General features: G+C 48.0%; 27 protein-coding genes. 8 read left to right on the forward strand and 19 right to left on the reverse strand.

The features are described from left to right. Nucleotides 1-9 precede the first annotated feature (9 nt). On the forward strand, nt 10-261 hold the full coding sequence (locus A1sIIB76_RS04940) for a DUF3107 domain-containing protein (RefSeq protein WP_095684931.1): 252 nt from the start codon (nt 10-12) through the stop codon (nt 259-261). Continuing rightward, nucleotides 262-1,587 carry a DEAD/DEAH box helicase gene (locus A1sIIB76_RS04945; protein WP_095684932.1) on the forward strand — a complete coding sequence of 442 codons (1,326 nt, stop codon included), beginning with the start codon at nt 262-264 and terminating at the stop codon, nt 1,585-1,587. Here A1sIIB76_RS04945 and A1sIIB76_RS04950 read toward each other — a convergent pair. Genes A1sIIB76_RS04950 through A1sIIB76_RS04960 form a run of 3 tightly spaced genes read right to left on the reverse strand, consistent with a single transcriptional unit; the run spans nt 1,584 to nt 3,954 of the window. Continuing rightward, nucleotides 1,584-2,195: a MarC family protein gene (locus A1sIIB76_RS04950; protein ID WP_095684933.1), complete on the reverse strand. Its 612-nt coding sequence runs from the start codon at nt 2,193-2,195 to the stop codon at nt 1,584-1,586. The two genes, A1sIIB76_RS04945 and A1sIIB76_RS04950, sit on opposite strands and share 4 nt — an antisense overlap. Then, the gene (locus A1sIIB76_RS04955) at nt 2,192-3,037 is read right to left on the reverse strand and encodes a PHP domain-containing protein (protein WP_095684934.1); all 846 of its coding nucleotides are present in this window, start codon (nt 3,035-3,037) and stop codon (nt 2,192-2,194) included. The genes A1sIIB76_RS04950 and A1sIIB76_RS04955 overlap by 4 nt, the downstream gene beginning before the upstream one ends. Continuing rightward, on the reverse strand, nt 3,034-3,954 hold the full coding sequence (locus A1sIIB76_RS04960; protein WP_190279059.1) for a DMT family transporter: 921 nt from the start codon (nt 3,952-3,954) through the stop codon (nt 3,034-3,036). Before A1sIIB76_RS04960 ends, A1sIIB76_RS04955 begins: the two co-directional genes overlap by 4 nt. Nucleotides 3,955-3,995: 41 nt before the next feature. Here A1sIIB76_RS04960 and A1sIIB76_RS04965 point away from each other — a divergent pair, with 41 nt between their 5' ends. Next, nucleotides 3,996-5,315: a magnesium transporter MgtE N-terminal domain-containing protein gene (locus A1sIIB76_RS04965; protein WP_095684935.1), complete on the forward strand. Its 1,320-nt coding sequence runs from the start codon at nt 3,996-3,998 to the stop codon at nt 5,313-5,315. Nucleotides 5,316-5,317: 2 nt separating this feature from the next. Then, nucleotides 5,318-5,812: a DUF1003 domain-containing protein gene (locus tag A1sIIB76_RS04970; RefSeq protein WP_095685225.1), complete on the forward strand. Its 495-nt coding sequence runs from the start codon at nt 5,318-5,320 to the stop codon at nt 5,810-5,812. On the opposite strand, the gene A1sIIB76_RS04975 is transcribed toward A1sIIB76_RS04970, so the two are convergent. From A1sIIB76_RS04975 to A1sIIB76_RS05015, 9 genes are all read right to left on the reverse strand, one after another. Then, nucleotides 5,783-6,901: an Mrp/NBP35 family ATP-binding protein gene (locus tag A1sIIB76_RS04975; RefSeq protein ID WP_095684936.1), complete on the reverse strand. Its 1,119-nt coding sequence runs from the start codon at nt 6,899-6,901 to the stop codon at nt 5,783-5,785. The genes A1sIIB76_RS04970 and A1sIIB76_RS04975 overlap by 30 nt on opposite strands. After that, a complete protein-coding gene (locus A1sIIB76_RS04980) occupies nt 6,898-7,203 on the reverse strand; it encodes a sec-independent translocase (RefSeq protein WP_095675112.1) in 306 nt (101 codons plus the stop codon). The genes A1sIIB76_RS04975 and A1sIIB76_RS04980 overlap by 4 nt, the downstream gene beginning before the upstream one ends. Nucleotides 7,204-7,223: 20 nt before the next feature. Continuing rightward, the gene (locus A1sIIB76_RS04985; RefSeq protein WP_223298134.1) at nt 7,224-8,345 is read right to left on the reverse strand and encodes a S1C family serine protease; all 1,122 of its coding nucleotides are present in this window, start codon (nt 8,343-8,345) and stop codon (nt 7,224-7,226) included. A 27-nt stretch (nt 8,346-8,372) separates the two neighbouring features. Beyond that, a complete protein-coding gene (locus tag A1sIIB76_RS04990; protein WP_095675113.1) occupies nt 8,373-8,999 on the reverse strand; it encodes an O-methyltransferase in 627 nt (208 codons plus the stop codon). Then, nucleotides 8,996-10,267, reverse strand: a complete 1,272-nt coding sequence (locus A1sIIB76_RS04995) for a leucyl aminopeptidase family protein (RefSeq protein WP_236849853.1) — start codon at nt 10,265-10,267, stop codon at nt 8,996-8,998. Before A1sIIB76_RS04995 ends, A1sIIB76_RS04990 begins: the two co-directional genes overlap by 4 nt. Nucleotides 10,268-10,491: 224 nt before the next feature. Further along, nucleotides 10,492-10,671 (reverse strand): DUF3117 domain-containing protein, encoded by a 180-nt coding sequence (locus A1sIIB76_RS05000; RefSeq protein ID WP_020045748.1) that lies wholly within the window; start codon nt 10,669-10,671, stop codon nt 10,492-10,494. 98 nt (nt 10,672-10,769) lie between these two features. Further along, nucleotides 10,770-10,961 carry a sigma factor-like helix-turn-helix DNA-binding protein gene (locus tag A1sIIB76_RS05005; RefSeq protein WP_223298135.1) on the reverse strand — a complete coding sequence of 64 codons (192 nt, stop codon included), beginning with the start codon at nt 10,959-10,961 and terminating at the stop codon, nt 10,770-10,772. 40 nt (nt 10,962-11,001) lie between these two features. Next, a complete protein-coding gene (locus A1sIIB76_RS05010) occupies nt 11,002-11,451 on the reverse strand; it encodes an SRPBCC family protein (RefSeq protein WP_095675115.1) in 450 nt (149 codons plus the stop codon). Next, nucleotides 11,452-11,991 carry an LOG family protein gene (locus tag A1sIIB76_RS05015; RefSeq protein ID WP_095675116.1) on the reverse strand — a complete coding sequence of 180 codons (540 nt, stop codon included), beginning with the start codon at nt 11,989-11,991 and terminating at the stop codon, nt 11,452-11,454. A 30-nt stretch (nt 11,992-12,021) separates the two neighbouring features. Between A1sIIB76_RS05015 and dapD the strand changes: the two genes are divergently transcribed. Continuing rightward, nucleotides 12,022-12,939: a 2,3,4,5-tetrahydropyridine-2,6-dicarboxylate N-succinyltransferase gene (dapD, locus tag A1sIIB76_RS05020; protein ID WP_095684938.1), complete on the forward strand. Its 918-nt coding sequence runs from the start codon at nt 12,022-12,024 to the stop codon at nt 12,937-12,939. Nucleotides 12,940-12,949: 10 nt separating this feature from the next. Here the strand turns inward: dapD and A1sIIB76_RS05025 are convergent, their stop codons facing one another. The 4 genes from A1sIIB76_RS05025 to A1sIIB76_RS05040 are packed head-to-tail and all read right to left on the reverse strand — an operon-like array spanning nt 12,950 to nt 16,770. After that, on the reverse strand, nt 12,950-14,134 hold the full coding sequence (locus tag A1sIIB76_RS05025) for a SpoIID/LytB domain-containing protein (protein ID WP_223298136.1): 1,185 nt from the start codon (nt 14,132-14,134) through the stop codon (nt 12,950-12,952). Further along, on the reverse strand, nt 14,127-14,933 hold the full coding sequence (locus A1sIIB76_RS05030; protein WP_223298137.1) for an ABC transporter ATP-binding protein: 807 nt from the start codon (nt 14,931-14,933) through the stop codon (nt 14,127-14,129). The genes A1sIIB76_RS05025 and A1sIIB76_RS05030 overlap by 8 nt, the downstream gene beginning before the upstream one ends. Then, entirely contained in the window at nt 14,911-15,738 is an 828-nt protein-coding gene (locus A1sIIB76_RS05035; RefSeq protein WP_095684939.1) for an ABC transporter permease, read from the reverse strand. The genes A1sIIB76_RS05030 and A1sIIB76_RS05035 overlap by 23 nt, the downstream gene beginning before the upstream one ends. Nucleotides 15,739-15,768: 30 nt before the next feature. Next, nucleotides 15,769-16,770: a glycosyltransferase family 2 protein gene (locus tag A1sIIB76_RS05040; protein WP_095684940.1), complete on the reverse strand. Its 1,002-nt coding sequence runs from the start codon at nt 16,768-16,770 to the stop codon at nt 15,769-15,771. 36 nt (nt 16,771-16,806) lie between these two features. Here A1sIIB76_RS05040 and A1sIIB76_RS05045 point away from each other — a divergent pair, with 36 nt between their 5' ends. Together A1sIIB76_RS05045 and A1sIIB76_RS05050 are read left to right on the forward strand one after the other, a co-directional pair. Continuing rightward, the gene (locus A1sIIB76_RS05045) at nt 16,807-17,907 is read left to right on the forward strand and encodes an LCP family protein (RefSeq protein ID WP_095675120.1); all 1,101 of its coding nucleotides are present in this window, start codon (nt 16,807-16,809) and stop codon (nt 17,905-17,907) included. A gap of 45 nt (nt 17,908-17,952) precedes the next feature. Beyond that, entirely contained in the window at nt 17,953-19,263 is a 1,311-nt protein-coding gene (locus A1sIIB76_RS05050) for a UDP-glucose dehydrogenase family protein (RefSeq protein WP_095684941.1), read from the forward strand. Here A1sIIB76_RS05050 and purE read toward each other — a convergent pair. The 3 genes from purE to A1sIIB76_RS05065 are packed head-to-tail and all read right to left on the reverse strand — an operon-like array spanning nt 19,260 to nt 21,652. Further along, complete coding sequence (purE, locus tag A1sIIB76_RS05055; RefSeq protein WP_095675122.1) at nt 19,260-19,775, reverse strand: 5-(carboxyamino)imidazole ribonucleotide mutase; 516 nt, start codon at nt 19,773-19,775, stop codon at nt 19,260-19,262. The two genes, A1sIIB76_RS05050 and purE, sit on opposite strands and share 4 nt — an antisense overlap. Further along, nucleotides 19,768-20,928 carry a 5-(carboxyamino)imidazole ribonucleotide synthase gene (locus tag A1sIIB76_RS05060; protein WP_095684942.1) on the reverse strand — a complete coding sequence of 387 codons (1,161 nt, stop codon included), beginning with the start codon at nt 20,926-20,928 and terminating at the stop codon, nt 19,768-19,770. The genes purE and A1sIIB76_RS05060 overlap by 8 nt, the downstream gene beginning before the upstream one ends. Next, nucleotides 20,885-21,652, reverse strand: coding sequence for a biotin--[acetyl-CoA-carboxylase] ligase (locus A1sIIB76_RS05065; protein ID WP_190279060.1), 768 nt, complete (start codon nt 21,650-21,652; stop codon nt 20,885-20,887). Before A1sIIB76_RS05065 ends, A1sIIB76_RS05060 begins: the two co-directional genes overlap by 44 nt. Before the next feature lie 12 nt (nt 21,653-21,664). On the opposite strand from A1sIIB76_RS05065, the gene A1sIIB76_RS05070 reads away from it, so the two are divergent. Beyond that, nucleotides 21,665-23,242 carry an acyl-CoA carboxylase subunit beta gene (locus tag A1sIIB76_RS05070; protein ID WP_095684943.1) on the forward strand — a complete coding sequence of 526 codons (1,578 nt, stop codon included), beginning with the start codon at nt 21,665-21,667 and terminating at the stop codon, nt 23,240-23,242.

Below are 23,242 nucleotides of genomic sequence, written 5' to 3' on the forward strand. Positions count from 1 at the left end.
GATAGGGCTATGAGCACAAAGAAATCAGATAAGGCATCACAAGTTCGCATCTCCATTACACATGTCAGCAGCGAGCTCTCCTTTGAATGCCCAATGGCTCCCGAAGCGATCAAGGCCGCAGTCACCGCTGCGCTTTCATCAGCTACTCCCCTTGTTCTTTCAGATGTTCGCGGCCATGAAGTTATCGTGCCGGCAGAGAAAATTGGCTATGTAGAAATCGGGCAACCAACCGAGCGTCGCGTCGGTTTCGGTGCCAACTAAGTGTCGATAACTTTCGCAGACTTACCACTTCGCAAAGAGACAATCGATGCGCTCAATGAACATGGCTTTACTTCACCTTTTCCTATTCAAGAGATGGTCATGCCTATTGCACTTGCCGATGGCGATGTGATTGGTCAAGCAAAGACCGGTACCGGTAAGACCCTCGCATTTGGAATTCCAGTCATTGAGCGCGTGATTGCACCCAATGATGCTGATTGGTCACAACTAGCTAATCAGGGGCATCCGCAAGTTCTCATTGTTGTTCCAACGCGCGAGCTCTGCGTTCAGGTCACCAAAGATATTGAAGAGCTCTCCTTCAACCGCGGAATTCGCACTTTGGCTGTCTACGGCGGCCGGGCATTTGAACCACAGATTGAAGCGCTACAAAAGGGCGTCGAGATTGTGGTGGGAACCCCAGGTCGCTTATTAGATTTATATCGTCAAGGACAACTCACGCTGAAGAACGTTTCGCGAGTAGTTCTGGATGAAGCTGATGAAATGCTTGATCTCGGTTTCTTACCTGATGTTGAGAAAATCTTTACTAGTACTCCTGCTCGCCAGCAGACGATGCTCTTTTCAGCGACCATGCCCGGGGACATCATTGCTTTAGCACGTCGTTTCATGAACCAGCCTGTGCACATTCGCACGCAAGATAATGAGGATGAAGGCGCAGTTGTCTCTCGCATTGTGCAGCACGTGATCCGCGCGCACGCCATGGATAAAATCGAGCTACTTGGACGCATTCTTCAAGCCAATGGTCGCGGGCCAACTATTGTCTTTTGTCGCACCAAGCGCACCGCACAGAAGACATCAGATGAGTTAGTAGAGCGTGGATTTAACGCGGCAACTATCCACGGTGATCTCGGGCAATCTGCGCGCGAAAAGGCGCTCAATGATTTCAAGGCTGGTAAATCAGATGTCCTGATTGCAACAGATGTTGCAGCACGTGGAATTGATATCGATGGTATTACTCACGTCATTAATTACCAATGCCCAGAAGATGAGAAGACATATGTGCACCGCATTGGTCGTACTGCGCGAGCCGGCGCCCACGGTATTTCAGTAACCTTCGTTGACTGGGATGATCTCGCGCGTTGGAAGATGATTGATACCGCACTCAAATTAGGTCTAGCAGAACCACTTGAAACATATTCCTCTTCAGATCACTTATATGAAATGCTCGACATTCCGCGCGATTCAACTGGAAGTCTCAAGAAGGTGCGTGCACCCAAGGTTGAGAAAGCTACTCCGGCAAAGAGTGCTCCAAAGAGTTCAGCTCCACAGGTAAAACGCGAACGCACTCGGACTAAGCGAATATCTAGCTAATTTGCGGTAAATGCCTTGATTGCATTTGCCAACATCTGTACTGCAATTGCCGCAAGTAGTAACCCAGCGATACTTGCCAACAATGTGACCCCAGCATCTTTAATTACACCAACAATCTTGGTCGATGCCATCAGAACTGTTCCGATGATTAGGTGCACCGCAACTATTGCCACGGCTAATCCTATGAACTGCGCAGTTGAGTCTGCCTTCTGCACATAAATCATGGTTGCAACGATTGCTCCAGGGCCAGCAAGGAGTGGAGTACCAAGTGGCACCATTCCGATATTGGAACTTTTCTGATCAGCTCCACCTTTTGATGTGCCAGTGAGAAGTTGTAATGAGACATAGAGGAGAAGTAACCCTCCAGCTGCCTGCAGCGCCTCGATAGAGACATTCATATATTCCAGAATGAACTGCCCGAAGAAAGCAAAACTAGCAATAACAAAGAGTGAAACAGCTGCTGCCTGCCACGCTAAACGCACTCGCTCGCGTGGCGATTTATCTCCTACCAAACCAAGAAATATTGGCGTAGCTCCTGGTGGATCCATAATGACAAAGAGTGTGACAAAAGCTTGCGTGGCAAAGGTAATTGTTCCCATTGAATTCATACTCGTACCACCCTTCGTGCATCTGCTTGCGCTTCTAAGGCTTCCCATTGTGCCGCAAGTGTTGTGTTCTCTGCCATTGCATTAAGTTTTCCGGTGCCGTGATAATCACTTGATCCAGTGATAACAAGGTTGAGCTCCTGTGCTATTTCACGCAGAGTTTTGCGCTCCTCTGCATTTTGATCACGATGGTCTACCTCAATGCCATTAAGCCCCGCAGCAACCAAATCAGCAAATGTCTCTGATGTAATGATTTGCCCTCGGCGCGATGCAAAAGGATGAGCAATGACTGCCACTCCCCCCGCTGCATGAATTGCGCGAATTGCTTCGACCGGAGTGGGCGCAGCGTGAGTTACATAGTATTTGGATTCATTGTTGAGCAAGTTTAAGAAAGCTTCATCCCGGCTTGCGACTACTCCTTTGCGCACAAGTGCATCTGCTAGGTGTGGTCTACCCACTGTGGCACCTGCTGGAGTCTGCGCCTGCACATCCGCTAGCGAAATATCAATGCCATCAGCTCGCAGGAGTTCAACCATTTTTCGCATTCTAGGTATACGGGTATCGCGTGAATCAGCAAGAATTTGTTGAATCGCAGCGTTTTCGCCATCAAAGAGAAGTCCGAGCATGTGCACGCTAATTCCATCTGAAGTCAGGCAAGAAATTTCTGCACCTAAGACAAGTTCAATTTGAGGTTGCAGCGCGGTAATTGCTTCACTCCATCCAGCAGTGGAATCATGATCGGTGATAGCAAGAGTGGTAACGCCAGTAGAAAGTGCTTTCTTCACTAGCGCGAATGGGGAATCAGTACCGTCGCTACAGGTTGTGTGAGTGTGTAGGTCTATCACAGTTCCACGCTACTCTCTTTTGTATTCCTTAATACAACAAGTCCACAACCAAGCAGAATAAGAACTACTCCAGGAATAATACTTAAAGTTGGTTGCTTGCCAATGTCAAAGATGAAGGCGAGAATTGCTGCTACAGGTACTTCAAAGAAGACAATCATCGAAACAATTGCAGGAGATACCCGCTTAAGCGTTGAGTTAAATACCGTGTGGCCAAGGAGTTGCGCTCCCAAAATCAGACCCAGCAGGATCCACCATTCTCTGGCTGAAAAATGAATCACTTCATAGCCAAGGAGTAAGGCCATCGGTAGTGCGGTAATTGAACATACGAAGTAACAAATAGTCGTATAAGACGTTGTTTCCATTTGCTGCTGTGCGCGCGAACCTACCAACATATAGGCAGCAGCGAGTGCACCGGCTATCAACGCTGCCAGATCTCCTAAGAATGATTTTTTATCCAGTTGCAAGTCAACGCCCGTCACAAGAAGTACGCCGAGAAAACTAATAAACATTCCAACCCATGCTTTACCTGGAATGTGGCCCCCTGTGAGTTTTACAAAGAAGGCGGCATAGATAGGTTGTGTTGCAGCCAGGGCTGTACCTGCTGCAACACTTGTCATACGCATTGATAAAAAGAATCCTACAAAGTGCAGTGCGAGCAACACTCCCGCAAGTGCAGCTAATTGAACACCTGTGCGAGTGACTTTATGTCGCAGTGCAAATGGCAGAGTAAGTAGCGCGCCTCCGAAATTTCGCCAGAAAATCAATGTGGGTACCGGCATCGCACTCATTGCAATTAGGGGCCCTGAGGAGCCGACTCCACATACTCCGATAATGAGGCGAATCAGGTCGGGGCGTGCAGGCATCTGAGTGTGGTTATCGATACCTATGCCGGCCGATGATTTCCCAGATGACTCCATTGCGCAAACCTAGCCGATAGGTCACCCGTTACTCTTATCCCATGAGCGGAAATAACAGCAATCGAATATTTCTCGCCCGCTTAGCCGGAACTGCAGTTTTTGACCCTAACGGTGATCCAGTCGGCAAGGTGCGCGATGCTGTGGCGACCCTGCGTTCTAATAACCAATCACCGCGCATTCTAGGTTTAGTAGTTGAAGTACCACTTCGCCGTCGTGTATTCGTTCCAATCACCCGTGTGACATCAATTGAATCAGGCGCCGTTGTGATTACTGGGCTTCTTAATATGCGCCGCTTTGATACCCGCACTGGTGAATTACTCGTACTAGGTGATCTACTCGACCGCACCATCACAGTGATTGAAGATAATGAAGCTGTGCTTGTGGAAGATATGGCGATGGAGCAGAACCGCACCGGCGATTGGCTCATCACTCGCGTTCACATAATGCGAAAAGGCCATGGCTTCCGCCGTAAAGGAGCAACATCAACTCTTGCATGGGAAGATGTCACCGGCTTTGCACAACACGAATCAAATCAAGGTGTTGCAAATTTGCTTTCAACGTTAAGTAATCTGCGTGCGGCAGATTTAGCTGCCGTGATTCAAGACTTGGCACCTAAACGCCGCGTTGAAGTTGCGCGTGCACTCAATGACGAACGTCTTGCCGATGTTCTAGAAGAAATGGATGAGGCAGAGCGCGTGGCTCTCCTTGCTGAACTCGAAGGTGAACGCGCTGCCGATGTACTGGAGGAGATGGATCCTGATGACGCAGCAGACTTGTTGCGCGAAATCGGTGAAGAACGTGCACAAGAACTAATTAACTTGATGGACCCGGAAGATGCGGAAGATGTATTGCGGTTAATGACATATGAGGATTACTCAGCCGGTGGAATGATGACGACAGAGCCAATCGTGATGTCAGCTGATTACACCGTTGCTGATGCACTGGCAGCCGTGCGTCAGAGTGAAATCTCACCTGCGCTAGCATCACAAGTATTTATCGCCCGCCAACCACTAGAAACACCTACTGGGCGATTTATCGGAATGGTGCACTACCAGCGACTACTGCGTGAGCGTCCATCAACGCTCTTGGGATCGATCGTTGATACCAATACCCAAGGCGTAAACCCCGATGCCTCTTTACATGCTGTTTCCTCATACTTAGCTAGTTATAACTTGCTCTCCCTGCCGGTTATCGATGCAAATGATCGCCTGCTTGGCGCAGTAACGGTCGATGACGTCCTAGACCACTTGCTTCCTGAAAACTGGCGACATGACCACCGAGATTCAGCAACAACAACTGCCGCCCTTGAAAGTATTGATACAAGTTTTGAAGATTCACACGATGTACCGAAGGAGCTCTGATGATGGCACGTAACAATGGTTTAGATACCCCACGCGAGACCCGTCGATCCCTTCGCGCAAATTATGATCCGGAGGCATTCGGTCGCCTTTCCGAGAAGTTTGCTCGTTTCTTAGGCACTGCTCGCTTCTTGGTATACATGACAGTCTTTGTGTTTAGTTGGGTTATCTGGAACGCGCTCGCTCCACGTGATCTTAGATTTGATGATTTTCCATTCATCTTCCTTACTCTCATTCTCTCCTTGCAAGCCTCTTACGCTGCTCCACTTATTCTTCTTGCGCAAAATCGCCAGGCAGATAGAGATCGCATCTCACTTAACGAAGATCGCGCACAGAATGCTCGTAGTATCGCCGACACTGAGTATCTGACGCGTGAACTGGCAAGCCTAAGAATTGCACTAGGTGATGTTGCTACGCGCGATTACTTACGCAATGAGCTGGGCGATCTTGCCAAAGAGATTGTGGAAGAGTTACGCAAGCCCGAGTCTGACGCCAAGTAAAGATTTCTCTCGCACAATCAGCTTGCCAACGATTTCGTTAATCACTTGAGCACTTGGACTTTCTGGAGCCGAAATAACTACCGGGCTTCCACCATCTCCACCTTCGCGAAGTTCAGGGCTAAATGGAACTTTGCCGAGCAGTGGAACATCTGATCCAACCAGTTGCGATAGCCGTTTAGATGTTTCTTCTCCCCCGCCTTCGCCAAAGAGTGATGTCAGTTCACCACACTTGGCGCATGGATAGGCTGACATATTTTCAATCACGCCAAAAACACGTTGATGAATCTGATGGGCAATTCGCCCTGCTCGCTCTGCAACTTCGGCTGCGGCAATTTGTGGAGTTGTTACGACGACAATCTCTGATGTGGGAACTAATTGCCCCAGTGATATCGCAAGATCACCGGTTCCAGGTGGAAGATCGATAAAGAGCAGATCAAGATCGCCCCAATAGGCATCTGATAAGAGTTGTTCCAGAACGCGATGTAGAAGTGGTCCGCGATAAGCAATGGCATCAGAGCGTTCAGGTTTAAACATCTCCATCGAAACAGTCTTCACACCAAAGGATTCAAGTGGAATAAACATTTGATCTATCGCGGTGGGGCGTTGGCCTATTAATCCCATCAAGCGGGGAATTGAGTGGCCGTAGACATCAGCATCAAGAATGCCGACACGTAGCCCTCTCTGGGCAGATGCGACTGCCAAGTTTGCTGTTAGAGATGACTTTCCGACCCCGCCTTTTCCAGATGCAACACCAATTACACGAGTAAGTGAATCAGCTTGCGCAAATGAGATAAAGCTTTCACGGCCATTACGAAGTAACTTCTTGATATTTGCCCGCTGCTCTTCATCCATCACTCCAAAAGTAATGGAAACTTCTGAAACTCCATCAACTGCCAGAACAGCCTTCTCAATATCGGTTGTAAGGCGATCCTTCATAGGGCACCCAGTAATGGTGAGCAGAATCTCTAGCTCGGCCGTTGTTCCATTGTGCGCAACTGATTTCACCATGCCCAGTTCAGGTAGAGCTCGATGGAGTTCCGGGTCTTGCACGGTGGCAAGTGCTGCGTGAATGAGTTCTAAGGTGCTCATAGGAGATCGGGATCGATCTGTGCTTTTGTCTTTAATTTCTTTGGATTGCTATCTTCTTCGAGAGCATTGGCTAACTGTTTTTTAATAAATGTCTTTGGGTGTAAATCAGAAGGCTGTAAATCTTCAAAACCTGGGCCTAGATTCTCTTTAAGTTCACTTGTGGCTGTGGATGCAAAATTCTTGATTTTCTTGACCATCTTTGCTGCATCAACGGCGAATTGTGGCAACTTGTCAGGACCCAAAAGAATCATCGCAAGGAGAGCGAGCCCGATTACTTCACCAGCACCAAAGTCAAAGAACATAATGTGGAAAGCCTATCTCTTTACTCTGATGCAGTCAGAACCAGTATGGCTCTCTTGGTCTCGGATCCACGCTTAAAGATTATCTCTACCTTATCGCCCACATTTTGCGCACGAATTGCAACAATCAACTCTTCAGCTGACCCAATCGCGCGTCCGTCAAATTCAGTGATGATATCTCCAGCCTTAAGCCCAGCTTTATCTGCGGCTCCACCTTTGACTATTGCAACACCTGTCTTTGCAATGAGAGCGCCATCGCCCCCGTTGTAGGTCATCTCAACTGAGACTCCAATAACAGGATATGTCGCTTTACCATTCTTAATTAGCTGCTCTGCTGTCTTGCGTGCTTGATTAATGGGAATCGCAAATCCAAGACCAATAGACCCGGTTTGAGACCTTGCTGAATATCCAAGGGATGCAATAGCAGAGTTCACACCAATGACTGAACCTGTTGCATCGACTAGTGGTCCGCCTGAGTTTCCAGGGTTAATTGCCGCATCGGTTTGCAGCGCGTTGATAAATGAATTGTCTTCTCGCGATTCTCCGGCAGTTACTGCGCGATCCTTAGCGCTAATAATGCCGAGAGTTACTGTGCCAGTGAGTCCCAGTGGTGAGCCAATAGCAATTACTGAATCGCCCACGGCAACTTTATCGCTATCTCCGAATTGCAAGGCTTTGAGAGTTGCACCAGTAATTTTCAGAACTGCCAGATCATATGAACTATCTCGACCTACGACTTTCGCTGAATACTCAGACCCATCATTGAGACTGACTGAGATATCCCCACCACTTTCAACTGATCCAGCAATCACATGGTTATTTGTCAGGATGTAGCCAGTACTGTCGATAACAAATCCAGAACCAGTTGCGCCACCATTTTTTGAGTTTGCCGCAATGGAGACAACTGATGGAAGAACGCGTTGGGCGATTTCGGCGACAGATCCAACCGGGCGTTCGATTGTCGATGAAGATTTAACAAGATTTACCGAGCGGCCAAAGAGCGATCCAGTAGAGGAAGCTGTAAATGTACCTGCAATAAGACCCACACCGAGGGCAAGAACGATTGCAGATTTTAGAGAGATTGTTTTATTCAAGCCTTTTGGTGCGGGCGCTTCCCACCACGGCTTGCTATCGAAATCACTCACTTGATGAACCTCACTCTATAAATTCTGCTACAACTTCGTTGCAAGCAACAATCCATCCCCGATTGGAATTAGTGATGTCACCCACGAATCAGTATCGGCCTTTACAGCTTTTCCTGCCTCACGCAGAGCAATAGTCTTCGGATCGCGCTGGGCTGGGTCCGGAACCTTGCCACCACCATAAAAATTATCAATCACAAAAACGCCGCCACTTCGAAGGATTCTATGTGCTTCAGAGATGGCAAAACTTAAATCCTCCGGATTGTGTCTAAAGACAACCAGGTCATAGGCGCGATCGGTGAGCTTTGTCATGACATCCATAACCGCATTGGTAATAAATCTAATTCGAGTCTGTGCGATTTCTGCTTCGGCTAGAGCGATTTTTGCAATCGACGTATGTTCCATCTCATCATCTATCGATGTCAGAGTTCCGCTTCCAAGCATTCCCTCAAGTAGCCAGAGTGAACCAACTCCAGATCCTGTTCCAATTTCAACTACTGACTGTGCCTTAATTTGATGAGCAAGTTGGCGCAGATATGCACCCGTTCCTTGGGAGACATCGATGACTCCATTTTCTTCTCCTCGCGCACGCGCCGCACTTTTCACAGTGCCTTCTGCAATAAATGTCTCTGCATAGGTATGCGGGTCAATGTTCATGAGAGAGACACTATCCAATCAATGAATAAACGCACGCCGAATCCAGTGCCGCCTTTCACATTTTCTCCAGAGTCATTTTCACTACGCCCTGTTCCGGCGATATCGAGGTGCACCCAGCGACTATCTCCGACAAAATGTTCGAGATATAAGGCTGCGGTGACTGATCCGGCAGAGTAATCTCCCTTATCTGCTGCGTGATTTAGGTCTGCCACATCACTGTCGAGGGAATCGGCGTAATCATCGATGAGTGGCATATGCCAGACACGTTCGCCACTTTCCTCGCCGATCTCCATCAATTTCTTAGCAAGTTTTTCATCGCGCGAATACAGGGCGGCATATTGGCGGCCTAGCCCAAGGGTTGCAGAACCTGTCAGTGTTGCAATATCAATCAGGTAATCCGGGTCGAGGTTTGCCACCGCATAAGCAAGCCCATCGGCAAGAACGAGTCTTCCCTCGGCATCTGTATTAATGATTTCGACAGTGGTACCGCCATATTGCGTGATGACATCTGATGGTCGCTGCGCACTACCCGAGAGTGCATTTTCGGCGCACATCATCAAGACGGTTACTCGCACCTTGGGTTGTAATTGTGGAAGTGCGCTGATAGTTGCAAGGGCGGCAGCCGCCCCCGCCATATCACTCTTCATGGCCGTCATAAATTCATAGGGGCGCTTAAGTGAAACACCACCGGTATCAAAGGTGATTCCTTTTCCGACAATGACAATATGAGGTAGCGCTGCCGCTGAATTGCCACGCATCCTTGGAATATACGAAAGTTCAATAAAGCGTGGTCCAGGTGTTGGCGAGGAGTTTCCCACTGCGCGTAGTCCCCCAAATTCAGCCAGTTGCTTACCGGCTAATACCTTGATCGCCAATCCACATTCATCTGCAATCTTCTTCGCTTCTTGCGCCATCCACAACGGATTCTTAATATTTGATGGCGTATGAACTAGATCTCGCGCGGTATAGAGCGCTTTTGCAATGACCGATGCGCGAGTAACAGTTTTTTCATCAAGAGTTGCAATACCAATTCGAGGAATCTCAACTTCTTTACCTGTCTTTAAGCTCCACGAATAGGCGCCAAGTAAAGCTGAAACTCCATGCGCTTTAATTTCAGGAGCGCTCTCGGCACAGAGTGAAATGATTTCTATTGCTTTTCCACGCACTTTGCGCCCGATAGCTGCGCCAGCTGTGCGATAAGAAGTAAGGGATTGATCTCCGAGACCGAGAAGATAAAGGCGATCAACGGTGGCATCATCGTGAAGCACGGGAATTTCGTTTACTTCTCCTGCTTTACCAGTCGGTGTAAAGAATGAAACTTCATCAACCAGATTTATCTCAAAGAACTTTTCGATTTTACTCAGTAACTTCTTGCTTCCAACAAAGGTGATTTCGCCATCTTTAGATTGAATGTATCCCAGTACAAGAACATCTGCTCCGATAAGAGAATCTAATTCAGGAGCAACTGCGTGAAGAATTTCTTCGGTCCGCTCTACTTCTTAATAAGAGCAACTGCGGCCTCAAGGGCTGCGCTCAGGTTGTTTGCTTCCTGAGGATTAAGTTCAACGACCAGACGGCCTCCACCTTCGAGCGGAATACGCATGACGAGCGAGCGCGCTTCCTTGGTGACTTCCATGGGTCCATCACCAGTACGAGGTTTCATAGCTGCCATAGTGGGGACTCCTTGAGACGACGGGGTGATGATGCGCACGGGCGTGAACAGTAGGGAGAAGTATCTCGCAGAATGAGCCCGGGGTGAAATCGAGGCAATTACATGCCCAAAAAGGCGGTGAGCCGCTTCTTTCCGCTTTCAATTACGGCGATAACCGATTTCTCAGGAACTGATAGGAGCGCTGCAATTTCTGCACTGCTCTTGGATCGAAGGTAATGCAAGGTGAGGATGAATCGCTCTTCCTCAGGTAGCGAGGCGAGCAATTGCGCCAGTGTTTGAGGGTTGCTCACGGGATACAGATTACTCGGTGAGGTAGTAATTGTTGAGTGCTTAGTGAAATGAACGTGCGAATCGTGCGAGGGATATGCGTACACCCACATATAGAAAAGGGGCAATCAGCAAAAAGAGCGCTCGCGGTGCCACGATTGTTTCTGACCAATCAAAGCGCGTGGAATGTGAACCCTCTTCGGTGAGAATGAAAGAACCGCTTCCCTTAAGAATTTTTCCATGATGATCAACATCGCATCGAGCTGGCTCCTCCCAGCGAGTAACAGTCATGAGGTCCAGTAATCCTGGTGACTTAATTCGAGGATAGAACTTGTGAAGTGGCCCAGTGAATGCAGAAATGGAAGTGCCAACTCCTGAAGTGCGCTCTGATGTTACCCAGACTTTTGTTTGCAGCATCCACTGTCCTTGTGAAGGCCAATCCGCAATCGCCTTCCACACTTCTATCTGAGGTGCTGGAATGGAGAGCGAAATCGCTAGCGTGTTAATCGCCATCTACTTTTTCCCGTGTGCATAATCAAGTGCTTGCTCAACCGTAGTTGTCCAATGTAAGAGATCGCGCATTCCAGGTTTCACAAAATTCTCATTCTCTAGATGCTCCACCAATGTATGTAGTGGCTGATAAATACCATGTGGGTCAAGAATGATCACTGGCTTATCGTGGAATTGAAGGTAGCGCCCAACCCATATTTCAAAGAGTTCTTCTAGAGTGCCGAGCCCACCTGGGAGGGTAATGAAGGCATCGGATAGGTCTTCTATCTTTGCCTTACGGGTGCGCATAGAGTCGACCACAATTAATTCATCGCTCTCATGATCTGCAAATTCAATATCAACTAACTTCTGCGGTATCACCCCGATGGTGCGCCCTGCTTTACTGCGAGCTCCACGTGAAATTGCGCCCATGGCAGAGATATGACCGCCCCCTGAAACCAATTCGGCGCCGCTCTCGGCGATACCGGCGCCAAGTTCAAAGGCTAGGTCTATATATTTCGAATCAATCGACGGTGATGAAGAACAAAACACTGCAATGCGCATGACACACAGGATAGGGGTTAGGCTTGGAACATGTCTTCATTAGCTCATGGCCACGGAATCGCAACTCTTGCCGGCACAACTGTGCTCGATGTCTGGTTTCCTGCGCCGGCACTTGGAGCCATTGCTGGCGCCCCTGATTCATCATTGCAATCAATGGTGGGCTCAGATGATGCGCGAGGAGTAACTCGAGAGCTAGTCTCGATTGAAATTGATTTAGCGGTAGCACCGAAAGATGCACGCGATGCATACCTGCGACTGCACTTACTTTCACACCGCTTGGTTAAGCCACATAGTGCATCACTCGATGGAATTTTTGGACTACTTGCCAATGTTGTCTGGACCTCAGTTGGACCGTGCGCCGTTGAAGGATTTGAACTTACCCGTGCACGTTTGAAAGCCCAACATGGTCACGTGAGTGTTATCTCGGTAGATAAGTTCCCGCGCATGGTTGATTACGTCGTGCCAAGTGGTGTGCGCATTGCAGATGCTGATCGCGTTCGTTTAGGTGCCCACCTAGCACCTGGCACAACTGTGATGCACGAAGGATTTGTTAACTTTAATGCTGGAACTCTTGGAACGTCGATGGTCGAAGGTCGCATCTCTTCAGGTGTAGTTGTTGGAGATGGCACAGATGTTGGCGGTGGCGCTTCGATTATGGGAACCCTCAGCGGCGGCGGCAAAGAAGTAATTTCTGTAGGAGAAAAGTGCTTACTGGGTGCTAACTCTGGTTTAGGAATTTCACTAGGCAATAACTGCGTCATTGAAGCCGGTACCTACATCACAGCAGCTGCCAAGGTGAAGTTACCTGATGGTGAAGTTGTTAAAGCTGGCACACTTTCAGGTGCAAATGATCTGCTATTTCGTCGTAACTCACTGAGTGGTGGCCTTGAAGTTGTGATGCGCACCGGTACCTGGGGCGGCCTGAACTCCGTCTTGCACGCCAACTAATAATCGAGCGTTAACCCGCTAAATTAAAGTAGGGCGAAGGAATCTTTACTCTACTTCTAAAGGTATCTCCCCTTAATAATTTGGTTGACCCATCACTTGCTGTGCCCTTGATGTAGGTAACTGCCCCTGCAGTATTTCGGGAGATTATTTCAAGAGTGACGATGTCTGCGAGCAGGAAGGCAGTGGCAACTAGAGATTGATCTGCCGATGCGCTCCAGGTAGCAAAGCGAGGATTGTTTTTAGGATCTAGCCCCGCAGGATCAACTACTGATTGCGTATAACTCGTTGCCTGCCCCCAGGCATCGAGAGTTGTCTGCGTTGCACCACCTGAGGATGAGAAGAAGTAAGCCTGTATTGGTTTTCCATTACTTAGAATTGCCAGACTTGTGGAAGTGTCAATGATTGTTCGCGAAACTGCCGCTTTCCAGAACTGACCGAACCTCGGTTCAGATTCTTTAGAAAAGCCCACAAAGTTCTGATCTGCAATATGTGAATAAACCTGACAGTCGCATGCAGAGTTAATTTTTCCAAGCTTTGACATTGCATATGATCGCGAAGCAATTACCTGTGCTTCAAGTGCAGCTGCAGGCCAAGATGACGGAACTTCGCTAATCCCCCATAAGTACTCATCGCGAAGGGCCAGTGTGTTAGTGACCTCCATTGCGCTTTTTACTACCTTCACTTGAATCTGCCCATACCTGTATTTCACGACACTACCTGGCTGTGAAAATGTAATGACTGACGAAGGTCCACTCCACCTAATGGTGAAGGCTTTGGCGCGCAGGCCTTCACCCGTAGCGAATGCACCATCAACGTTGAAGGTTATCTTCTTCTTGGCAGCTAAAGTCATAATGGGTGGAACATCTTGCGCATTTGCAATGTCACCGCTAAAGATCTGCACTGCTGAATCTGGTGTCGCGCTGACAAATGAAATTGACTTTAAAGCGCGACCAATATTTACTCGAATCGTATGGGTATCTACTATCGGTGCAATCTGCACATTTTTGTAATAGTAATTGAGAATTGCCGTGGCACTTTCACCTGAGAGAGCACGAGCCTTGGCTCCAATCTGACTCATTCCAACGCCGTGGCCGTATCCGGAACCCGTAAAAGAAAATTGGAGAGGTGCGGTTGCTGTGGCGGTCGATGTTGCAGCAAATGAGATGGAGAAAACTAAGAGTAAGGCTTTAAACATCCTCATCAGATGATGCGCTCTTTCTAGCGTTAACAAATTCACGATAGGCAGTAATGACTTCCGTAGGGTTTCCACGCATCATAAGCTTGCCCTTATTAAGCCAGATGACCTCATTGCAAATATCCTCGATAGTGGCAAGTGCGTGGCTGACAAGAATGAGCGCGCGATCTGCGCTGCGCAACTCCTTAATTCTGTTCAGACTCTTCTCTTTAAACTTCGCATCACCTGTGCTGAGCGCTTCATCGATAATCAAAATATCGGGTTCAACTACGGCAGCTACTGAGAAGGCTAGGCGAGCAAACATTCCAGAAGAATATGTGCGCATCGGAGCATCGATTGCTTCCCCAAGTTCTGAAAAATCGGCAATCGCATCAAAATGGTTATCGATCTCTTCCCGAGACATTCCTGCTGCCAGACCACCGAGATAGACATTATCGCGGCCTGTCATTGATGGATTAAAGCCAACGCCGAGTGCAAGCAGTGTGCTGACACTTCCATAGACCTCAACGCGCCCCTGTGAGGGAGGAATGATTCCTGAAATCACACGCATCAACGTTGATTTACCCGCTCCATTAGAGCCAATAATTCCAAGCACAGCGCCATAGTGAACATCAATGTTCACATCGGTGAGTGCAGGAACAATTCGGGTGTATTTCTTGCCTCGACCAAGAGATTTGAAGCGCGCCTTTAACGTTGGTTTCTTTTCGATTGATGTTGTGTACGTGAGTCCCAGGTCTCGCACCGAAACAGCAATGCCATGCTGGGCATGTTCGTGGTTAAAGTCGGACAGCGAAATCACGCTCCCTCGATAGGAAGATGTAGGAGCCAATCAATAAAAGTCCGAGTGCCCATAGTGACGCGTGAATGAGCCCATTCATTGATGGAGCCTCAGCATGCACAACAACACGTGACCATGAATCAAGTAGATAGAAGAGGGGGTTAAGAATTTCAAATTTCTTAATACTTTCAGAAATACTGTCTGCCTCATACAAAATTGGAGATAAATACAGAAGACTGCGCGTCAGATAAGGCAAAATACTTGAAATATCTCGGAAATAGACATTGATGCATGAAATAAGAATCGACATCCCAAGTGCCATCACAACTGCAATAAACAGGATTGGAACTGCCCAGAGCATCTGCCACGAAAATGGCAAACCAATGAGAAGGTGAATTACCGTGAAGACAACGACGGTAGGTAAAAATTTAAAGAGGGCAATTACAGTGGCTGAAATTGGAAGCATGATGCGCGGAAATGGTGTGTTGAGAATCAGGCGCTCACCCGAGGTAATTGCTTTGACTCCACCTGTGAGGCTATTTGCAATTAAATAGAAGAGAAAAAGCGTAGCGGTGAGGTGTCCGAAGCGAGTGGCATCACTACTGCCGCCAATAACGTAGATAAGTAAGAAGTAGACCGCGGATAAGAGCAATGGATTGAGAATCAGCCAGAGCTGACCAAAGAGAGATCCATAATTTTGTTGGCGTAGCCCTGATCGAGAAAACTCTGAGATAAACGCGCGCCGGCTCCACAGGGAGGCGAAATATTCCCGCATCGGCGGCAAGCCAGCGCGGAAAGGTTCGTAAATTACAACTGGTTTATCCACGTGCGAAAGGCTACCGCAGCCTGTTGCTACTTACTCCGATGAAGGCATGAGAGTCTTTGGGGAAGATATGAATCCAGCACCCCACGCGAAGTGCATTGTGGGTAAGACAAGTAGTAATAGAAAGAATTCACGAATTGAAGACGAAATCTTTACTGCGGCTCCCAGGACAAAGAGCGTATAGATCGCAGCCGGGAAAAAAAGAATTGGCGAGACGAGTAATCCAAGTATTACTGATGCTAAGAACCCAACGAGTGCAACCGGTGGCGCCAGGTAACGATAATTGATTGTTCCCTTATGTCTCCTAGAAACTACTCTACGCCAGCGGCCGTATTCAAAGTATTGTTTTGCAAGAGCGCGCACTGTTGACCGTGGGCGATATGTCACGTGAAGTCGGGGATCAAAGTAAATGACTCCTCCATTTTCACGTAAGCGAAAATTGAGTTCCCAATCTTGAGCGCGTGTAAATCGTTCATCGAATCCGCCGATTGCAATCAGGGCCTCTCTGCGAAAAGCTCCGAGGTAGACAGTATCTACAGGCCCCGCTTCTCCTCCAGTGTGAAAACGTGATGCACCAACTCCGAATGCACTGCGCATTGCACCTGCAACAGACTTTTCAAAGATCGTTTTCCCAACAGCGGCCATAACACCGCCGACATTGACAGCGCCCGTCTTATTTAGCACCTCAACTATTAAGGAGAGGTAATTCTGGGGAATCTCAGCATGGGCATCGACTCGCACCACAACTGGATTCAATGATTGCCGAAGTGCAAGATTCAGACCCATCGCTGTCTTGCCCGTGGGGTTTTCTACAATCACAACTCGTGAATCTGCCGAAGCTATGCGCTTTGCAATTTCTAGTGTTCTATCTTTTGATGGACCGATTGCCAAAATGACTTCTATGGGGCCTTGGTAATCTTGTGAAAGTATCGAGCGAACTGAGCTCTCCAGATGTGACTGCTCATTGAGCACAGGCAAGATCACGCTAATTGATGGGTGCGGTGAGCCAATTAACTCTTGCATTGGTGTCGCCATAACCCCTCCACGCTATCGTGCAAGTAATCTACGTATGTGAAATCTACTCGAGCGATTCGGATAATTACATCACTCTCTTTAGGTGTTGTAATACTAGCCTCGCTTTCATGGGTTGGATTAGGTCAAGTCAGTGGTCAAATCTCGCGTATCGATGTTTTTGGAAAGCTCACAGACCGTCCTGAAAAAACTTCTCGGGCCCTTAATTACTTGGTTGTGGGATCTGATTCTCGCGAAGGTTTGAGCAAGAAAGAGATTCAAGCGCTACGGGTGGGCAGTACCGCTGTTGCTGCAGGTGGACGCTCGGACACAATGTTCTTAATTCACATTAGTAAAAGTAGAGATGCCGCATTTATCGTCTCCCTACCCAGAGATACCTTGGTTCAAGTTCCCGCACATAAGAGCCAAGATGGAACGACAGATATTTCTGAACGCCCTGGAAAGCTCAATGCAGCATTTGCCTTCGGTGGCGCACCTCTACTTATCCAAACTATCGAGACCAAGACTAATTTAAAGATTGACCATTACGTCGAAGTAAACTTTGCCGGATTTACTCGTGTAGTTGATGCCCTGGGTGGAATTGAAGTCTGTACCAGCGTTGATATCGATGATCCAAAGAGCCACTTAGTACTGAGCGCCGGCACGCACACCTTGGGTGGAATTGAGGCACTTAAGTATGTGCGAACACGTGATTACGATGGTCGCGGAGATATTGGACGCATGGAGCGTCAACAGAAGTTTGTCAGTTCGGTCTTGCGCAAAGCCACAAGCAGTGGTGTATTGCTAAACCCAATTAAATTAGCAAATTTCTATAACGCAACTATTTCAACGGTGAAGATGGATTCTGGAGTGAGTAAGAATGACCTGCTCACCTTGGCAAAGCAGATGCGTAATCTCTCTTCTGGCAATGTGCGCACGCTAACCGTTCCAATTTCTAACCCCAATGGAAGAGATCCAGTTGTTGGCTCAGTTGTGATTTGGGATGAAGAGCTAGCCGCAGACTTATGGACACGTATTCGTGATGATAAAGCGCTGATAGATGAGGTAAAGCCTTCACCAAGTGCTACAGCTGCGCCAATCAAAATCGATAAATTTAAGACGAAGACGGCGGCGGAGAATCCCTGCGCTCCTAAGAAGTAGTCAAAATGGAGAGATTTCAATTATGGCTGCAATAGACTCCTGCGCATGACCCTTAAGCTCTCGGTGATTGGCTGTGGTTATCTTGGCGCCACTCATGCTGCATGTATGTCCTCACTCGGTTTCGAAGTTGTTGGAGTTGATACAGATCAGAGCAAGGTTGATCTTCTCTCTCGTGGAGAACTTCCATTCTATGAACCAGGTTTAGATACCCTTCTTGCAGCAGAGATGAAGACTGGCAGGCTCTCATTTACAACAGATTTCTCTGCAGTAAGCGATGCCGATGTTCACTTTATCTGCGTGGGAACCCCACAGAGTAAGGATGGGCTGGCCGCAGATCTGACCTATGTGAAGTCATCGGTTGCCGCAATAGCCCCACATCTTAAAGAGGGTTCACTTGTTGTAGGTAAGTCAACTGTTCCAGTAGGAACTGCTCAACTATTACGCGATCAATTAGCAATATCTGCCCCACAGGCAGACCTTGCCTGGAATCCAGAATTTCTTCGGGAAGGTTTTGCTGTGGAAGACACTCTGACCCCCAATCGCCTTGTTGTTGGTGTTGTAAATGATCGTGCCGAACAAATTCTTAAAGAGGTCTACAAGCCCATTATTGATCTTGGCACTCCGTGGATACGCGCAGACCTACCAACAGCAGAGCTTGTCAAAGTTGCCGCTAATTCATTTCTTGCGACAAAGATTTCATTTATTAACGCAATGGCTGAAGTCTGCGAGGCAGCAGGCGGAGATGTCACAGTTCTTGCAAAAGCAATTGGATATGACCCCCGAATCGGTAATCGATTCTTGCAAGCAGGAATTGGTTTTGGTGGTGGATGTTTACCAAAAGATATCCGTGCCTTTATGGCGCGCGCGCAGGAACTTGGCGCAGATCAAGCACTTGAATTCTTACGCGAAATCGATGCAATTAACATGCGAGCTCGTCAACGAGTCATCGATGTTGTTCGCGCCGACCTTTCAGAAGACCTCACTCAATACAAGATTGCAATATTGGGTGCGACCTTTAAGCCCGATAGCGATGATGTGCGCGACTCCCCAGCACTTGATATAGCAGCTCAACTACAAGCAGCTGGTGCAACCGTTGTCGTTCATGACCCTAAGGGAATAGAACCTGCACGTAAGCGTTTTCCAAACCTTGATTACCAAGAAAAGGTAGTCGATGCAGTCAAAGGCGCTGACGCTATCTTGCACCTGACGGAATGGAAGGAATATCGCGAACTAGATCCTTCAGTAATTGGACAACTTGTGAAATCTAAATTCTTAATTGATGGTCGCAATATGCTCGATCGTAATCTCTGGCGTGCAGCTGGTTGGCGCGTACACGCACTAGGTCGAACTGACTAGAACCCAGTTTTTTGATTGCGACGGGCGCTTAATTGAGCGCCCTTTGCTTTTGCCTCTTCATTGATTGCTTTGAGAGATTCTGAAACCTTGGCAGAGATAGCTGCATCAGAAATTCCAAGAATGCGCGCCGCAAGTATTCCCGCGTTCTTTGCATTTCCTACTCCAACAGTTGCAACTGGAATTCCAGCAGGCATCTGCACAATTGAAAGTAGTGAATCCATTCCATCTAAATTCTTTAGTGCAACAGGGACTCCGATTACCGGAAGTGTTGTTAGCGAAGCGACCATGCCAGGTAGATGAGCTGCCCCACCAGCACCAGCGATAATTACCTTAAATCCTTTTGCTTGCGCCTTTTGTGAAAAATCAACCATCTCGAGTGGCATGCGATGGGCAGAAATAACATCTACTTCATAAGAGATACCAAATGAGTCAAGAACTTTGGCAGCTTCTTCCATGACTGGCCAATCAGAGTCAGAGCCCATGATTATCGCTACATCTTTAGAATTACTCATCAATTGCCCCGCTCATGTAGTCCCGTGCATGCTGCACATCTGTGGTTAATTGTAGAAGGTCGGAGCCGATTGCGGTGACATGACCAATCTTGCGCCCTTTTCGAACTTCCTTCTTATATTGATGAAACTTAAGGTCTGGGTTTCGAGCCATCAGGTGTAAATATGGGCGATACATATCGGTTTTATCGCCACCTAAAATATTTCCCATCACCGCATACTCGTGAGTCATGGCAGGTTCACCAAGTGGAAGATCGAGTATTGCTCGCAGGTGTTGTTCGAATTGGCTTGTTCGAGAGCCATCGATGGTCCAGTGTCCAGAATTATGTGGACGCATTGCGAGCTCATTAATGAATAAGTGATCACCTTTTACAAACATCTCAACTGCCATCACGCCAATGACACCTACTTCGGCTGCAATATCTAGCGCCAGCTTCTGCGCTAGTTCTGCAATCTCGTCAGAGATGCAGGGTGCGGGCGTGATGGTCATGGTGCAGATTCCATCTTCTTGCACGGTCTGTGTTGGGGCCCACGATGTTGCTTGACCATGAGGGGAACGTGCAACCATGACGGCAATCTCAGAATCAAATGAAATCAGCTCTTCAATCAATAATTTTGGGGTGTGCTTTAACACTTCAGCCAATTCATCCTGAGAATTAATCTTCCATACTCCACGCCCGTCATAGCCGCCTGAAATGGCCTTTGCAATCAATGGGTACTGATCTACTTCAGATGTTGCAGTGATTACCTTCCACGCTGGTGCTTGATAATTTACTAACTTCTTACGCATCTCTGCCTTATCTTGTGAATAGACAAATGCCGATGATGCTGGATACACACGTACACCTGCTGCCTCAAGTCCTTTAATGACCGGCAGCGGCACAAGTTCGTGTTCAAATGTAATGACATCACAGCGCGCAGCAAAACTCTTGAGCGCCTCTAAATCTGTGAAATCACCAATCACATGGCTATTAATTTGAGCCGCTGAGTCATCTGCACTTTGTGCGAAAAGAAGGAGATTGATTCCGAGCGTCGAAGCTGGTGCAACCATCATGCGCGCTAACTGGCCCGCGCCAATGACGCCAACTGTTGGGAATCGCTCGTTCACTGACTTATCGTAGATGAACGATGTCTCCAACAGTAATTCGTGAGCCATCTTCTAGAATCAACTCCCCGTTTGGGCTGATACCGACTGCGACTCCGCTCTTGATAACTCCACCTGGAAGTTCTGCCTGGATCTTCGCACCGATACTGCTACAGCGTTCGAGATAGAGATGTCGGAGATCCTCGCCGGCTTCCCAGCGTTCTAAAAGATTGGCAAATTCGTTAAGAAACGCTGCCAAGATGACATTGCGATTGAGTTCGCCAAAATTTTGCAACGACAGTGAAGTTGCATGGGCAACAGGAAGTTCTGATTCTTGCATCGCAACGTTAATTCCGACTCCAATAATGATTCCGTTGCCGGCTGTCTGAGCAATCATTCCGCCAGCTTTTAAGCCACTGATTAAAAGATCATTGGGCCATTTCAGTGATGAGGTTACTTGAGGGTCAAGTGTTGAGAGCGCGAAACTTGCACTGAGCCCAACAATGAGAGGTAAGAGTGACCACTCACTCTGATCTCGCTTTGGTTGAATGTAAAAAGAGAAGAGAAGAGCTGATGCTTGCGGTGCTTCAAATGTTCTATCAAGTCTTCCGCGTCCGGCACTTTGATAATTGGTAACAAGAACATCGCCGGTGCGTGCCTCTGCCCGCTGTACAAGATTGAGTAAATCTTCTTGCGTGGAACCCGTGACTTCGACCACGCTTACTCGCCAGTACCGCGAGATTTTTTCAGAGATCTGCACGGTATCTAGCGGTGGTCTTGGCGTATCTGTACTCACGACTAGTACCTTATGTTCATGAGCCCAGATCTGCACACTACCGCGGGGAAAATTGAAGACCTCCGTGAGCGAATTAATGAAGCCGTTGACGCTGGTTCGACAAGAGCCCGAGAGAAACAGCATGCCAAGGGCAAAGGAACAGCTCGCGAGCGAATTGAGATGCTTGTCGATGCCGATTCCTTTACCGAGATAGATGAGTTCGCACGTCATCGCGCTCAGAACTTTGGAATGGATAAGAACCGTCCATATGGCGATGGTGTCATTATTGGAACAGCAACTGTCGATGGTCGCCCAATCGCTCTGTACTCGCAAGATTTCACCGTCTTCGGCGGATCACTCGGTGAGGTTCACTCGGAAAAGATTGTGAAGATTGCAGAGTTTGCACTCAAAGCAGGTATCCCGCTTATCGGTATTAACGATTCAGGTGGAGCGCGAATTCAAGAAGGTGTTGCATCGCTCAATGGTTACGGAAAGATCTTCCGTCTGAACACTCGCTCATCAGGAGTGATTCCACAAATATCTCTCATTCTCGGACCTTGCGCCGGTGGCTCTGCCTATTCACCTGCCCTCACAGATTTTACCGTGATGGTTAAGGAAACTTCGCATATGTTCATCACCGGACCAGATGTCATCAAGACTGTCACTGGCGAAGATGTTGGAATGGAAGAACTTGGTGGCGCATTTACTCACAGTACAAAGTCAGGAAATGCTCACTACATGGCAGATTCGGAAGCTGATGCGATTGATTATGTGAAAGCGCTTCTGTCTTATCTTCCATCAAATAATATGGATGGTTCTCCAGTTTTGCCTCCAACACAGAACCTTGATAAGAACTCATCTGATGTTGCACTCAATACATTGATTCCTGACAGCCCTAATCAGCCATACGATATGAAGTCACTGATTTCAGCTCTTGTCGATGAAGGTGAATTCCTTGAAGTCCACGCTCTCTATGCGCCAAATATTGTTGTGGGTTTTGCACGTATTGAAGGACAATCAATCGGTGTTATCGCCAACCAACCTTCACAGCTAGCTGGAACACTCGATATCAATTCATCTGAAAAAGCAGCACGGTTCCTGCGTTTCTGCGATGCCTTTAACATTCCAATTCTTACCCTCGTCGATGTTCCAGGATTTATGCCTGGCACCGAACAAGAGTGGGACGGAATCATTCGTCGCGGTGCAAAACTACTTTATGCGTACGCTGAAGCATCAGTTCCGCTTGTCACACTCATTACCCGTAAGGCATATGGCGGAGCATTTATTGTGATGGGCTCCAAATACCTTGGCAGTGATATCAACTTTGCCTGGCCATCGGCAGAAATTGCGGTGATGGGTGCACAAGGCGCGGTCAATATCTTGTATCGCAAAGAGTTATCTGAATCTAAGGATCAGAACGCTAAGCGAGCCGAACTCATTACTGAGTACACCGAGAAGTTTTCAAACCCATACTTGGCTGCAGAGCGCGGGACTATCGATAGTGTGATTGAGCCTGAGGATTCACGTCAGTACATCACAAAGGCTTTCCGCACCTTAAAGACAAAGCGCGATACCTTGCCGGCTCGTAAGCACGGAAACATTCCGCTCTAG

This window comes from Candidatus Planktophila versatilis, from assembly GCF_002288265.1.
Taxonomy (GTDB): Bacteria; Actinomycetota; Actinomycetes; order Nanopelagicales; family Nanopelagicaceae; genus Planktophila; species Planktophila versatilis.

Bases quoted from the DNA above. Each gene is read 5' to 3' on its own strand.
- A1sIIB76_RS04940 (WP_095684931.1), top strand. From the start codon at position 10: ATGAGCACAAAGAAATCAGATAAGGCATCACAAGTTCGCATCTCCATT.
- A1sIIB76_RS04950 (WP_095684933.1), bottom strand. From the start codon at position 2,195: ATGAATTCAATGGGAACAATTACCTTTGCCACGCAAGCTTTTGTCACA.
- A1sIIB76_RS04960 (WP_190279059.1), bottom strand. From the start codon at position 3,954: ATGGAGTCATCTGGGAAATCATCGGCCGGCATAGGTATCGATAACCAC.
- A1sIIB76_RS04965 (WP_095684935.1), top strand. From the start codon at position 3,996: ATGAGCGGAAATAACAGCAATCGAATATTTCTCGCCCGCTTAGCCGGA.
- A1sIIB76_RS04970 (WP_095685225.1), top strand. From the start codon at position 5,318: ATGGCACGTAACAATGGTTTAGATACCCCACGCGAGACCCGTCGATCC.
- A1sIIB76_RS04975 (WP_095684936.1), bottom strand. From the start codon at position 6,901: ATGAGCACCTTAGAACTCATTCACGCAGCACTTGCCACCGTGCAAGAC.
- A1sIIB76_RS04980 (WP_095675112.1), bottom strand. From the start codon at position 7,203: ATGTTCTTTGACTTTGGTGCTGGTGAAGTAATCGGGCTCGCTCTCCTT.
- A1sIIB76_RS04990 (WP_095675113.1), bottom strand. From the start codon at position 8,999: ATGAACATTGACCCGCATACCTATGCAGAGACATTTATTGCAGAAGGC.
- A1sIIB76_RS05000 (WP_020045748.1), bottom strand. From the start codon at position 10,671: ATGGCAGCTATGAAACCTCGTACTGGTGATGGACCCATGGAAGTCACC.
- A1sIIB76_RS05010 (WP_095675115.1), bottom strand. From the start codon at position 11,451: ATGGCGATTAACACGCTAGCGATTTCGCTCTCCATTCCAGCACCTCAG.
- A1sIIB76_RS05015 (WP_095675116.1), bottom strand. From the start codon at position 11,991: ATGCGCATTGCAGTGTTTTGTTCTTCATCACCGTCGATTGATTCGAAA.
- dapD (WP_095684938.1), top strand. From the start codon at position 12,022: ATGTCTTCATTAGCTCATGGCCACGGAATCGCAACTCTTGCCGGCACA.
- A1sIIB76_RS05025 (WP_223298136.1), bottom strand. From the start codon at position 14,134: ATGTTTAAAGCCTTACTCTTAGTTTTCTCCATCTCATTTGCTGCAACA.
- A1sIIB76_RS05040 (WP_095684940.1), bottom strand. From the start codon at position 16,770: ATGGCGACACCAATGCAAGAGTTAATTGGCTCACCGCACCCATCAATT.
- A1sIIB76_RS05050 (WP_095684941.1), top strand. From the start codon at position 17,953: ATGACCCTTAAGCTCTCGGTGATTGGCTGTGGTTATCTTGGCGCCACT.
- purE (WP_095675122.1), bottom strand. From the start codon at position 19,775: ATGAGTAATTCTAAAGATGTAGCGATAATCATGGGCTCTGACTCTGAT.
- A1sIIB76_RS05060 (WP_095684942.1), bottom strand. From the start codon at position 20,928: ATGGCTCACGAATTACTGTTGGAGACATCGTTCATCTACGATAAGTCA.
- A1sIIB76_RS05070 (WP_095684943.1), top strand. From the start codon at position 21,665: ATGTTCATGAGCCCAGATCTGCACACTACCGCGGGGAAAATTGAAGAC.